The organism is Sphingomonas sp., from assembly GCF_017745215.1.
Taxonomy (GTDB): domain Bacteria; phylum Pseudomonadota; class Alphaproteobacteria; order Sphingomonadales; family Sphingomonadaceae; genus Sphingomonas.
In genome coordinates this window covers 70,809-83,962 of record NZ_JAGHZV010000012.1, presented here as the reverse complement: position 1 = coordinate 83,962, position 13,154 = coordinate 70,809, and the positions used below count along the sequence as shown (strand labels likewise).

At 70.2% G+C, this 13,154-nt stretch carries 8 protein-coding genes; all 8 read right to left on the bottom strand.

From position 1 onward, the window contains the following. Positions 1 to 8 precede the first annotated feature (8 nt). Positions 9 to 530, bottom strand: a complete 522-nt coding sequence (locus tag J7495_RS13345; RefSeq protein ID WP_294057070.1) for a phage tail protein — start codon at positions 528 to 530, stop codon at positions 9 to 11. A gap of 13 nt (positions 531 to 543) precedes the next feature. After that, positions 544 to 2,592, bottom strand: a complete 2,049-nt coding sequence (locus J7495_RS13340; protein ID WP_294057069.1) for a phage tail sheath C-terminal domain-containing protein — start codon at positions 2,590 to 2,592, stop codon at positions 544 to 546. 430 nt (positions 2,593 to 3,022) lie between these two features. Next, the gene (locus tag J7495_RS13335) at positions 3,023 to 3,631 is read right to left on the bottom strand and encodes a TetR family transcriptional regulator (RefSeq protein WP_294057068.1); all 609 of its coding nucleotides are present in this window, start codon (positions 3,629 to 3,631) and stop codon (positions 3,023 to 3,025) included. An 84-nt stretch (positions 3,632 to 3,715) separates the two neighbouring features. After that, the gene (locus J7495_RS13330) at positions 3,716 to 7,018 is read right to left on the bottom strand and encodes a glycosyl hydrolase (protein ID WP_294057067.1); all 3,303 of its coding nucleotides are present in this window, start codon (positions 7,016 to 7,018) and stop codon (positions 3,716 to 3,718) included. Continuing rightward, positions 7,015 to 8,355 carry an MFS transporter gene (locus tag J7495_RS13325; protein WP_294057065.1) on the bottom strand — a complete coding sequence of 447 codons (1,341 nt, stop codon included), beginning with the start codon at positions 8,353 to 8,355 and terminating at the stop codon, positions 7,015 to 7,017. Before J7495_RS13325 ends, J7495_RS13330 begins: the two co-directional genes overlap by 4 nt. Beyond that, positions 8,352 to 10,511 carry a glycoside hydrolase family 3 N-terminal domain-containing protein gene (locus J7495_RS13320; RefSeq protein WP_294057064.1) on the bottom strand — a complete coding sequence of 720 codons (2,160 nt, stop codon included), beginning with the start codon at positions 10,509 to 10,511 and terminating at the stop codon, positions 8,352 to 8,354. Before J7495_RS13320 ends, J7495_RS13325 begins: the two co-directional genes overlap by 4 nt. Positions 10,512 to 10,532: 21 nt before the next feature. Continuing rightward, positions 10,533 to 11,585 carry an alpha/beta hydrolase gene (locus J7495_RS13315; protein ID WP_294057062.1) on the bottom strand — a complete coding sequence of 351 codons (1,053 nt, stop codon included), beginning with the start codon at positions 11,583 to 11,585 and terminating at the stop codon, positions 10,533 to 10,535. Between the two features lie 14 nt (positions 11,586 to 11,599). Next, a complete protein-coding gene (locus J7495_RS13310; protein WP_294057061.1) occupies positions 11,600 to 13,141 on the bottom strand; it encodes a carboxylesterase family protein in 1,542 nt (513 codons plus the stop codon). Between the last annotated feature and the right edge of the window lie 13 nt (positions 13,142 to 13,154).

The window sequence follows — 13,154 nt, the reverse complement described above, 5'->3', positions numbered from 1 at the left end:
GCCCCCGCTCAGGGTTCGGTGAAGCTCGGCTCGCTGGGCTCGACGACGTCATAGTCGCGCTCCCAGCCCTCGTTCTCCAGCTTGAGCTTGGCGATCGCGACCGCGTTGGCGTTGGCGTCGAGATCGGGCAGCGCCTGATATTCGGACACCCAGCAGCGATAGATGCGATAGGCGAGCGCCACCTGCCCGGCTTCGTTGAGCAGCTCGAGGATGATGTCCTTGCGGAAATCGGCGAGCGACACTTCGCCGCCGTTGCCCGAACCCCAGTTCCACACCTTGTTCGCCCAGCGCTCGAAATCGAGGTCGTGGGTGACGCCGCGCTCGAGCGTGATCGCGTCATATTCGGTGCGGCCGGGACCCTTGTAGCTGGTCGAAGGGTCGCCGCCGGAACGGTGCTTCACCGCTTCGGTGGTGCGCTTGAGCGTCGACACCTTGGAGACGCCGGCAACGTAGCGCCCGTCCCATTTCACCCGGAACTTGAAGTTCTTGTACGGATCGAGCCGATTGGCGTTGACCGAGAATTGTGCCATTTCGCCTCTCCCCTCAGGCCGCCGGCTGCACGATCTGGCGCAGGCTGACGACGACGAACTCGGCCGGCTTGAGCGGCGCGAATCCGATCACGATGTTGACGATGCCCAGGTTGATGTCCGCGGGCGTGGTGGTGCTGGAGTCGCACTTCACGAAATAGGCGTCGCGCGCGGAGACGCCCTTGAACGCGCCCTGGCGGAACATCCCCTGCATGAAGGCAGTCACGCTGATCCTCAGCTGCGACCAGAGCTCCTCGCCATTGGGCTTGTGCACCGCCCAGCGCAGCCCCTCGGACAAGGTCCGGAGGATGTAGTTGCTGGTCCGGCGGACCGGGATGTACTTCCAGTCGCTCGCCATCGCATCGGCGCCGTCGGTGGTGCGCGAGCCGAAGCCCACCGTCCCGAAGATCGGGAACTGGCGGATGCAGTTCACCCCCAGCGGGTTGAGCAGGCCGTGCTCGTCGTCCGACAGCACGATCGACGGGCCGTAGACGCCGTTGAGCGACGCATCGGTGCCCGCAGGCGCCTGCCACACGCCCACTTCGCCGTCGATCCGCGCCATCATCCCCGCGATCGCGCCCGAGGGCGGCATCGACACGATCGAGCCGCGGACCAGCGGATCGTCGACCCGGATGTTGGGGAACCAGGCGCCGGCATGGCTCGACTGGAAGGGGAACTTCAGGCTCTTCCACGCGACCGCGGCGCTTGCATCGGTGATGTCGGGCGGCGGATCGACGATCAGGAAGGCGAACTTGTTGTCGCAGACCTGCGCGGCGGCGGCGTAGATCGATCCGGCATTGCTGAAATAGGGCGCCTTGGGATCGTCGGTCTTGGCGCGCGCCAGTTCGGGCAGGCACAGCGTGTTGAAGAAGGGATCGCGCGTGCCGAGCATCTGCACCGCGCTCAGCAAGTCGCTCTCGCCCGGCTGGCCATCGGCATTGCCGGCGACGCCCGCCGCCTGCGCGGTCACGAAGTCCGCGGGATATTTGGCGCCGAGCTGGTAGCGCGCCGGCGCGATCTTCTGCCCGAAGCCCGCCACGTCGGTGAAGTCGGCGAGCCAGCTCTTCTCGGGGCTGGTCGGCGCCGGATCGGGCTCGGCGAAGCGAACCGCGGCGTCGTAGATGCGGCGGTCGTAGATGCCGCCTCCCGGCGCGCTCACACGGAAGCGGGCATATTTGCCGCCGTCGTGCAGCGTCGCCTCGATCGCCAGGCCGTTCATCTTGGGCGCTGCGCCCGCATCGTTCGAAATCGCGGTGTTGAGCGCGAACAAGGTCCGCGCGAGCAGCTCGAGCTTCGAGCTCGGCCGTGGCTTGCCCTTCTCGAACACCATCACATTCTTGAGCGTGAAGCCCTGCGCCGCGGCGAAGGCGCCCGTGCCGTCGAGCACATCGACCTGCAGCGACACGCGGCAATCCTTGGCGAAGTCCGCGCCCGGATTGGCGATGTCGGGCAGCTTGACGATCGTGCCGTTCGCCTGGGGCGCCGGCTTGCCCGGCTGGTCGAGCGTCGAGGAAACGAACTTCGAGCCGGTGTCGGGATCGTTGAGCACCTTGTTGATCGCGCGGCCGCCCGCGGCGGAGGTGGTGAGGCTGCCGAAGCGCTCGTTCAGTCCGCTCATCCGGTCGGTCAGCGTGACGTTGAAATCGCTCGGCGCGGTCGCGGCCTCGAGGTTGGCACCGAGCCCGAAGCTGTCGAACTCGATCATCAGGCCGTCGCCCGACAGGCCCTTCGACAGCGCCTTGAGCGAGACCACCGCGTTCGCGACGCCATTGGCCTTGAAGCTGCTCGCGCTCGCGCCCGATCCGCTCGGGGGAACGCGGATGAAATAGGCCTCGCCGCCGCCGTTCGCGTAGAAATGGAGCACGGCATAGCTGGTGAGGCTGGTCGCGCTGAGACCGCCGTAGAGCCGCTCGAAATCGGCGAAGCTCGCGATGCGCTGAGGGCGAAGGTCGATCCCGCTGACCGAAGGGCCGACGAAGAGCGCCGTCGAAGTGGGGGCGCCGACGATGGTCCTCACGCCGCTGTCGAGTTCGCGCGTGTAGACGCCCGGTGCAGTCAGTCGCATCCGTCAAATACTCCCTCAGTCGATAGGAAATATCCCCCGATCCATACGCAAGACAAAACCACACGCCTTCGGCGATCTCCCGACCGCCAAAGCGACTCTCCGAAATTCAAAGAAAATCGGAAGATATTATGTGCCCGATTGCCTGTCCGATCCCGCCGAACTTTGTCGACAGTCGGCTCGGCAGTTCTTGATCTGTGGCGACCCGGGTAACGATCATCTATCTTCGGACTCTTGCGAATCCGGACCCGCTCTTGCTCGCGCTTCTATCGCCATCGTAACGGCGTCGAAAGCGTCAGATGCGTCAGATTGAGTGGTATTTTCTCGGCTCGCTCGCCTAAGTCATTGAGCAATCGGATTCTGCGCCGATCGAGGGATCGGATTTCATTCCACTATGAGTTTATTATTTTCCGATTAGCGATCCTGCGGGAGCCTAGCGGATCACCAGCCGGACGAGCGCGTCGGCATGCGCTTCGATCGCCGCCTTGTTCGACGGGTCGAGGCCCCAGACGCGCTGGACCTCGGGCGCCAGCGTGTAGAACAGCTGCGCCGCACCGACGAGGATATAGACCAGCGCCGGCAGCGAGGCGGGCGGCACCAGCCCCTCGTCCATCAGCCACTGCACGAAGGCGCCCGAGGATTCGCTCGTCTTGAGGATGAAAGTGTCGACCATCCAGCGGAAGCGCTCGGTGTCGCGGCAGCTCTCCTGCACCATCAGCCGGGCGTGCTCGGGATGCTGCGCCCAGTAATGGACGCGCTGGCGCAGCATCGCGCGGGCGTATTCGCGCTTGTCCTCATAATCCTCGAGCCGCGGCGAATGCTGGATTTGCGCGAGCTGGCGCTCGAAGAGGAAAGTCACCGCCTCGCGCCACAGCGCGTCCTTGCTCTGGAAATGATATTTGATCAGCGCATGGTGCACCCCCGCCTGCTCGGCGATGACGCGTGTCGACGTGCCTTCGAAGCCGTGCGTCGAAAATTCCTGGAGCGCTGCCTCGAGGATGTTCGCCCTCGTCGCCTCCTTCTGGCGCACGCGCATGTTCATTTCGCTCGATCCCCTATGGCCTCGACCCCCACATTCGCCAATCGGGCTAGCGAAATCAATCGTTGACCGAATGGTGAGCGAACCTCAGCGCTCGCCGACCAGTCTCACCGGGCCGATCAGCCCCGAGGGGAGCAGCTTGGCGTCGGGACGATAGCTGGGAAGCGCGGTGCTGGTGAGCGGCGCGGCGCCGGGCTGGGCGTCGCCGATCAGGCGATTGACCCAGAGATTGGTGACGCGGAGCTCGACGCGGTTCGCGCCGGGCTTGAGCGCCTGGGTGACATCAAGGCGATAGGGTGGCTTCCACAGCGTACGGAGGGTCTGGCCGTTGATCACGACGTCGACCAGCTCGCGCACCTCGCCGAGGTCGAGGAGGATCCGTTGCCCGGCGAGCATCGCCGCGGGAACGTCGATCGTGCGGCTGTAGGTGCCGGTGCCCGAGAAATAGCGGACGCGCGGATCGGGACTGTCGCTCCACGAGCCGGCGCTGGCGGGGATGCCTTCCGCCGGGCCGCCGCGATCGGGCTGGAAGGCGAGCGTCCAGCCCTGGTCGAACGTCTGGAGAAGATGCGGTTCCGGGGCGGGGATCGCCGGTGCGGGCGCAACGACGGACTTGCGGAACAGCACAAAGGCGGCGCCGTCGGGATCGAAGTCGAGCGGCACGATCGTGCGCCCGCCCTCGCTGCGCCAGGCGAGCGGGCGGACCTCGCCGGTGTCGGCATCCCAGAGCTCGGGCGCGAGGCCGGTCACGCGGAAGGAGACTTCGGCGCGAGCAGCAGTGCGCGAGCGACTCGACAGGAAATAGAGCTCGCCATGGTCGAGCGTGCGATGGAGCACCATCAACTCGGGGGCCTGCCCTTCGACGCGCCAGTCGGGGGCGATCCCGGCGTGGGAAAGCGCGTCGGCTGCGGGCGCATCGACGACCTTGCCGCCGTCCCAGAGCCGCGCGACCAGCGCCGCGAAGGCCGCGGGATCGTCGGCGAAGCTTGGCGAGGACAACGGGCGCGGGCCGATCACCAGCGCGCCGGCGTCGGCGAGCGCGGCGATCCTGCGCAGCGTTCCCAGCGTCATCCGCCGCGACGTGCCGCCGAGCAGCAGCGCGCGATAGTGCATCCCCGACGGCGTGACGAGCTGTCCGTCGCGAACGCCGAGAAGGCCCTTCAGCGCCTCGGCATCGACGAAGTCGAAGCCGTGCCCCGCGGGGAGGTCGGCCGGCGGCCCCGCGGCGTAGAGCGCGGTCAGCGGCGCTTCCTCGCCGAAGAAATAGGCGATGTCGGCGGCATAGCGGCCCTGCTGGAGCAGATAGGCCGAGCGGGCGAGGTACGAGACCCAGGGCTTGGCCTGCCCCGCCCAGGTCTCGTAGCGGTTGAAGAACTGGCCGAAGATGCCGAGCGTCAGCCCTGGCGGATGCCCCTCCACCGGCTGGTGGACGCTGCTGTGGATCATGAAGCGCGTCACGCCCATCGCCAGCGCGGCATCGGCGACGCGCTTGAGGCTGCGCGGCGACCCCGCCCAGGGCGCGAGCCCCGAGGTGAAGCTTTCGGCCGCGACCGGCCCGGTGCCCCAGAGGTGCGACACCGAGGCGGCGCCCTTGAGGTCGGCGACCGACATGGGCTCGACATGGCCCTGCTCGTTGGGCGCCCAGATCGCGCCGGTCGGCTCGTCGGCATGCGCGCGCATCGCCATGTCGTCACCGAGCACCGGGCGATGGTCTTCGAGCGCTTCGCCGCGCACGCGCAGGCCCGCCTCATGCGCGCTGCGGGCGACTTCGCCGTAGTGGTTCACGGCGATCAGCTCGGCGATGGTCTGGCGATAGTCCCAGAGGAACTTGTCGCTCGCCGCGGCGCTGCCGACGATCCGGCCGGTGATCGCGGGGAGCCAGGGCGTCGGGTCGTAGCCGCGCCGTGCCCTGAACTCGGCGAGCATCGCGCCGGTCCAGTTCTGCGGGCCCGATTCGATGCTGTCGTTGAGGATCGTGGTGATGCCGCCTTTGCCCAGCAGTTCGGGCGGGACGACCGCGCGATAGGTGGCGAGGTAGCGCGCCATATAGTCGCGCACCGCCGCGGCATCGAGCTTGTCGACCTCATAGCCGGTCGCCTCCGCCGGCGCAGGGGCGTTGACCGCGCCGGTCAGCGACCAGCCGAGCCGCAGCACTTCCCAGCGCCCGCGCGGCGGCGTCCAGTCGAGCGTGCGGTCGGGGCGGAGCTTGTCGGTGAGGTCGAGCACGCCCTGCTGAGGGATCGCCGAGCCGGGATCGGCGGCGGGAGTCTCGATCGCATAATAATCGTCGGCAGCGCCGAAGCCGGCCTTGTCCTCGAAGCGATTGACGCGCGCGTCGGGAAGGAGTGCGAGCCGCTGCAGCCGGAGGTCGGCAGGCGCAGGCGCGCGATCGTAGCGCTTGTTGGCAATGCCGGGCGCGGCGAGGTTGACCACGCGCCGCCACAGCGAGCCGGGGTCCGCGGGCGGCGAGAAGCTGACCCGGAAGCTGCGCGCGGTGACGGGGGCGAAGCTCACCGTGCTCTGGCTGCGTGGCGAGAAGGCGAGGTCGGCGACCTTGCGGAAGGTGACGCCGTCGTCGCTCGCCTCGAGCATGGCGGCGGGCGCGAGGTCGAACAGGCCGGGCCTGGTGGGGGCATAGACCAAGGCGCGGACGGTCTGGGGCCGGTCATAATCGAAGCGGATCCACTGCGGCGAGCCCTGCGAGAGCGGCAGCGTGGCGGCCGACGCGCGCTCGAGCCGCGGGTCGGCGAGCAAGGCGGCATCGAGCGGGCCGCCGCTCGACGTCACCCGCGCGGGCGGCAGCGGCGCGGCGTCGGCGGGCACGCGCCAGGCGAGGACCTTGACGTCGCGGTAGAAGGCGGTCGCCCTGGCCTTGTCGTCGCGCGCGAGGTCCTGGAAGGGCCCCGGCACCGCGGGCGGCGGTGCGAGCATGCCGGTGAAGCGGCGCCCGCCCTCGACGAACGTGCTGCTCCACACCAGCTTCTTCATCGCCGCCTCGGGCGCCACCCAGGGGCCGCCGGTCTCGCTCCAGCCGGGCGAGGAGGCGATGCCGACCTCGAGCTTCAGCCGCGCCGCCTGCTCGATCGCGTGGCGGAAAGCGGCCTGCCAGTCGGGGTGCATGTAGATCAGGCGATGGTCGACGACCTTGGGCACGCCGGGCTGGGCGACGTCGAACACCTGGAAGCCGCCGAGGCCGATGTCGCGGAACCAGGCGAGGTCGCGGTCGATGCCGTCGATCGTGACGTTGCCGTCCATCCAATGCCACCAGACCCAGGGCCGCGCCGACTGCGGCGGATCGCGGAAGCCGTCGCGGAGCGGGTCCTCCTGCGCCTGGGCGGGCGCGGCGGCGAGCAGCATCGCGGCCAGCGCGACGGCGAGCGAGCGGATCATCGCGTCTCTCCCCGCGCCGCGATCTCGGCGACGATGGCCTCGTGGGTACCGCGCCGCAGCGGGTTGAACGCCATCGCAAGCATCGACAGCAGCGCGCCGGCGAGCGGCAGCGCGACCATGATCGTCACCAGCCCGGCGATCGTCGCCGGGCTCTGCGCGCGGTTTGCGACAAAGCCGACATGGTCGAGCGCCAGCCCGAACAGCCCGGCGCCGAGCCCGAGCGAGACCTTCTGGAACAAGAGCGCCAGCCCGAACACCAGCCCCTCGGCGCGCCCGCCGCTCCGCCACTCGCCATATTCGACCGTGTCGGGCAGCATCCCCCAATACGCGAAGACGATGCCGAGATAGCCCGCCTGGACATAGACGAGCAGCGCGTTCATCCCCCAGCCCGCGCCCGGCCGCGCGAGCGCGAACAGGATGAGGCCCGAGGCGAAGAGCCCGCAGCTCGCCAGCCACACCGCGCGCTTGCCGATGCGCCGGGCGACCAGCATCCACAGCGGCACGACGACGAGCCCGCTCGCCCCCGCCATCGCCAGCGCGGCGGGCGCGCCCTTCTCGTCGAGCAGGACGTATTTGAAATAGTAGAGCACCGACTTGGCGAAGACGGTGTAGCAGACGACGAAGCACAGCCCGGCGAGCACCAGCGTCCAGAAGGCACGGTTGCGCAGCACAGGAGCCCAGTCGAGCGCGCGTCGAGCGCGCGCGTCCTCCGTGGTCTCCTCGCGCGTGGTGCGGAACACCAGCAGCAGGATCGGCGTGGCGAGCAGCGCGAAGAGCAGCGCCGCGACGAAGAAGCCGAACGGTGCGTCGCGGCTGCCGGTCGCCAGCGCCGCCACCGGCTGGGTGAGCAGCGCGACGGCGACATAGGCGCAGGTGCCGAACACCATCCGCGCGCCGGCGATATTGCCGCGCTCGGCGGCGCTGCGAGTGATCCGGGCGGTGAGCGCGGCATAGGGCACGTTCACTGCGGCATAGAGGCTGCGGAACACGAGGTGCGCCGCCATCACCGCGACGACCAGCGCGGTGCCGGCGAGCGGCGGGCGGAAGTAGAGCAGCGCGAAGCCGCCCGCGAGCGGAAGCGTGCCGAAGAGCAGCCAGGGCCGGTAGCGGCCCCAGCGCGTGCGGGTGCGGTCGGCGGCGGCGCCGATCACCGGGTCGGCGAACCCGTCCCAGATCGACGCGACCATGTAGATCAGCCCCGCCGCCGAGGCCGAGAGCCCCACCGCCTCGGTGTAGTAGAAGAGCAGGTAGAGCGAGACGCTCTGCCAGTAGAGGTTGAAGGCGAAGTCGCCCGAGGCGAAGGCGATCGTGCGCCGCCAGCCGAGCGGGGCGCTCATGCTTCGGGCTCCAGGACGAAGCGGGCGGGCTCGCCGGCCTCGGCGTGGGGAGCGATCCAGAGCTCGAAGGCGCCGGGCTCGGCGGTGCCGTCGGCGAAGGCGAGCAGCCCGCGGGTGATCTCGAACACCGCCTCGACTTCGCCGTTCGCGGGGATCGCCAGCTTGGCAAAGCCCTTGAGCTCGCGCACCGGGCGGATGCGGCTCGCGGCGACGTCGTGGAGGTAGAGCTGGGCCACTTCCTCGATCGCTGCGCCCGCAGTCTCGCGGATCGTGCAGCGCGCGGTGAGCGTGCCGTCCCACGCCATCGTCGCGTGATCCAGCCGGACGGGGCCGTAATCGGCGCGGCCATAGCCAAGGCCGAAGCCGAACGGGTAGAGCGGCCCGGGCTCGACATCGATGTAGCGCGCGGTGAAGCGCGGCTTGCCGGCCTCGGGCGGGCGACCGGTGCGCTTGCGGGCGTAGTAGAGCGGCAGCTGGCCGACATGGCGCGGGAAGCTCATCGGCAGCCGCCCGCCCGGCGCGGCGCGGCCGAGGACGAGGTCGGCGATCGCATGGCCGGTCTCGGCGCCGAGGAACCAGGTGACGAGCAGCGCATCGGACAGCCCCGCCAGCTCGGGGATGGCGAGCGGCCGGCCGGTGCGGAGCAGCGTGACGACCGGCTTGCCGAGCGACCGCATCGCCCGCGCCAGCTCGAGCTGCGCGGCCGGCAGCGACGGATCGGCACGCGAGCGGGACTCGCCCGACATATGCTGCCCCTCGCCCAGCGCGAGCACCACGACATCGCTGCCTTCCGCCGCGGCAAGCGCAGCCGCGATCCCGCCCTCGATCGGCGATTCGATGCCGCATCCCGGCGCGACGCTGAGCGCGGCGATCTCGGGCGAGGCCGCGAAGCCGTCGAGGAGGCTCGCCGACTCGCCATTGTCGGCGAAGATCGCCCAGGCGCCGTTGAGGTGCGCATGTTCGTCCGCGAACGGCCCGATCAGCGCGGCGCGCACGCCTGGCCTGAGCGGCAGCACGCCACCCTCGTTCTTCAGCAGCACCGGGCAGCGCCGCGCTGCCTCGCGTGCGAAGGTCTTGAGCGCCGCGGCGTCCTGCTCGACGGCCAGTCCGCGATATGGATCGTCGAACAGCCCCAGCGCCGCCTTGGCGCGGAGCACGCGCAGCACCGCGGCATCGAGCAGCGCCATCGGCACCTCGCCGCTCGCGACGAGATCGGCGAGATGCTCGGCGTAGAGCCCGCTCTCCATGCAGATGTCGAGCCCGGCGAGGAAGCAGCACTTCGCCGCTTCGCGCCGGTCGGCGGCGTGGCCGTGGACGATCGTCTCGGCATCCGAATTATAGTCGGAGACGGTGACCCCCTCGAACCCCCAGCCCTCGCGCAGCACCCCGGTGAGCAGGTCGCGGCTCGCGGTGCAGGGCACGCCGCCGACGTCGTTGAACGCGGTCATCACCGCGCCCGCGCCCGCGTCGATCGCCGCGCGATAGGGCGGCAGATAGGCTTCGGCGAAGGTCGCGTCGGAGACTTCGGCCGAGCCATAGTCGAGCCCCGCCTCGGCGGCGCCATAGCCGGCGAAATGCTTGACCGTCGCCATCAGCCGGCGCGGATCGGCGAGGTCCTCGCCCTGGAAGCCGCGCACGCGCGCCGCAGCGATGAGGCTCGCGAGATGGGTGTCCTCGCCGTAGCTCTCGACCGCCCGGCCCCAGCGCGCGTCGCGGCAGAGGTCGGCGCCGGGCGCGAAGGTCCAGTGGATCCCCGCCGCCGCCGCTTCGCTCGCCGCCAGCTCGGCCGCGCGCCCCGCCAGCGCCGGCTCGAAGCTGGCCGCCTCGGCCAGCGGCACGGGCAGCGCGGTGCGGAAGCCGTGGATCACGTCGGCGGCGAAGACCAGCGGGATGCCGAGGCGCGATTCCTCGACCGCGATGCGCTGGAGCGCGCGCACCGACGCCTCGCCATGGACGTTGAAGATCCCCGTCACTTCGCCTGCGCGGATCGCCGCCAGCCGCTTCTCGGGCGGATCGAAGGTCAGCGCCGGGTTCACCGGATCGCCGCCCCAGTGCACCGCCGCCGAATAGAGGCTGAGCTGGCCGACCTTCTCGGCGACCGTCATCAGGCCGAGCAGCTGCTCGGGACTCCGGTCGAGACGAGACGCGGGACGCACGGATGCCATCCTAGCAGTGCGTCACTGCTTGGCGAGGCGCTTGAGCAGGAAGTCGCGCGCGGTGCCGATCGCCTGCTTGCCCTCGGGCGTGTCGGACAGGAAGCCCATGAAGACGTGCGGCATACCCTCGTAGAGGTCGAGCACCGCCTCGCCGCCGCCCATGCGGATCGCCTGATATTCGCGGATGAAGTCGCTCATCAGATATTCGCGCGTCCCGCCCTGGATCAGGGTCGCGGGGAAGGGCCTGGAATAATCGCCGAGCACCGGCGAGGCCCAGGGGTTCTTCATCCCGGCCCCGACATCGGCGCCCGCATAGGCCTTCATCACCGCGTCGAGCCACGCCTGATTATCGAGCACCGGATCGACATAGGCGAGCGTGGTGCGCGTGTCGCCGTCGTTGCCGAGATCGACCGCGGGCGAGAGCGCGACCAGCGCGGCGGGGAGCGGCAGGCCCTCGTCGCGCATCCGGAGTGTGCTGCCGAGGATGATGTTGCCGCCCGCGCTGTCGCCGTAGAGGCCGATCTGGCCGGGCTTGTGGCCCTGCGCGATGAGCGCCTTGTAGACCGCGACGGCCTGGCCGGTGATGTCGCGGAAGTCGTGCTCGGGCGCGAGGCCGTAATCGACCGAGACGACGGGAAGCCCGGTCGCCGAGGCATAGATCGCCGCGAGCCGGAACGCCGATTTGGGCGATCCGCCGATCCACCCGCCGCCATGGATATAGACGAGCACGCGCCCGTCGGTCGCGGCGTTCTGCGGCGTCACGCGGAGCACCGGCACGCCGCCGACGGTGTCCGGCGCATAGGTCACTTTGTAAGCCGCCGCAGTCGCCGCGACCTTGGTGTCGACATCCTTCTCCGCCATCGCGCGCAGCGCCGCGAAATCGAGTGCCATCGCCATGCGCTGCGGCCGCATCGCCTTCTGCGCCGCGAGGCCGGGCTTGAGCACCGCCGCAGCCTGCGGCGAGACGGTCTTGGGCAGGACGAAGCGGAGGTCCTCCGCCGGAGCCGCCTGCGCGAGCGCGGCCGCAGGGAGCATCAGCCCGGCGAGCAGCACGGGCAGCTTGATCGAACGCATGGCAGGGATTCCTTTCAGGGCTTGGGCTTGGCGGGCTTGTCATTGTGCCGCGCGACGGCATCGAGCGCGGGCGAGGCGGCGCTGCCGACCGCGGGGCCGGCGGGCCCGAACACCATCATCGGTCCGTCGGGGGCGAAGCGCGGCCAGGCGGGAAGACCCTTGGGATCGGGCACGCCGTCGCGGGCGAAGGCGACCCAATAATCGCCCACCGCCCTGGCCATCGCGCGGTCGGCGTCGGTCGCGGGCCTGGCGAGCGTGCCCAGCGTGCCGAAGACGAAGGGCACGTCGCCGCCGTGCGCCGCGCCGGTGCCGGGCTCGCGCGCCGCTTCGGGGACATAGTCGAAGCGGTAGAGGAAGCTCGGATTGGCCGCGTTCATCGTCGCGGCGAAGCGCGCGGGCTCGCCGAAGCCCAGGTCGGTGACGATCGCATGCTTGAACGCTTCGTCCGACCCATAGGCGGCCTTGATCGCCGCGGCATCCTCGCCGAGCTGGCCGGGCGCCATCGCCGCGGCGGCGGCACGCAGCGGCGCGGGCAGGAACGCCACTTCGTCGCTGTTCGAGCCGACCAGATAGGGCACCTTCGCCGCGCGGCCCGAGCGCCAGGCGTCGTCGAGGTTGCCGAGCACGATCTGCCCATCGGCCATCGCGCCCGAATAGGTGTCGCTCTCGCTGTTCATCAGCGACATGTTGCCGCGCACCTTGTCGGCGGGGATCGCGCGCAGCGCCGCTAGGTCGTTGCCCTCGACGCCGTATTTCCTGGCGAAGGCCACGCCCTTCGCCTCGGCGTCGGCGAGCGAGCCGCCGCGATCGCGTCCGCCGCCCGACTGGACGATCGCACGCTGGAACAGCCCCTTGGCCAGGGGCGAGACCATCATCGCATTGACTGCGCCGCCGCCCGCGGATTCGCCGAAGATCGTCACCTTGGCCGGATCGCCGCCGAACGCCCTGGCGTTGCGCTTCACCCAGCGCAGCGCGGCGAGGATGTCCATCAGGCCCCAATTGCCGGTGGGGGCGCCCCTGGCCTCGGCGGTGAGCGCGGGGTGCGCGAAGAAGCCGAAGCGGCCGAGGCGATAGTTGAGCGTCACCACCACCGCGCCGCGCGCCGCGAGCGCGCTGCCGTCATAGACCGCCTGCGAGCCCGAGCCCGCGGTGAAGCTGCCGCCGTGGATCCACACCATCACCGGCGCGCCGCCCTTGACCGCCTTGGCCGGCGCCCAGACGTTGAGGAACAGGCAGTCCTCGCTCATCGGCGCGCCGTTGCGGTCGGCCTCCCAGTCGCGGCGGCTGTGCTCGCAATCGGCGCCGAACTCGGTCGCCGGGCGCGTGCCCGCCCAGGGCTGCGCCCGCGCCGGCGCGCGCCAGCGCCGGTTGCCGACGGGTGGCGCGGCGTAGGGGATTCCCTTGAAGACATCGAGCCCGCCCTGGTGCGACCCGGAGAGCGCTCCCCCTTCCACCTTCACCACCGGCGCGGCGGCCTGGGCCGCAGCCGTTCCCGGCATCGCCGCGACGCCAATCGCCATGGCCGCCGCCGCCAGCGACTCTCCCAAACCGCGCATCGTCCTCTCCTTG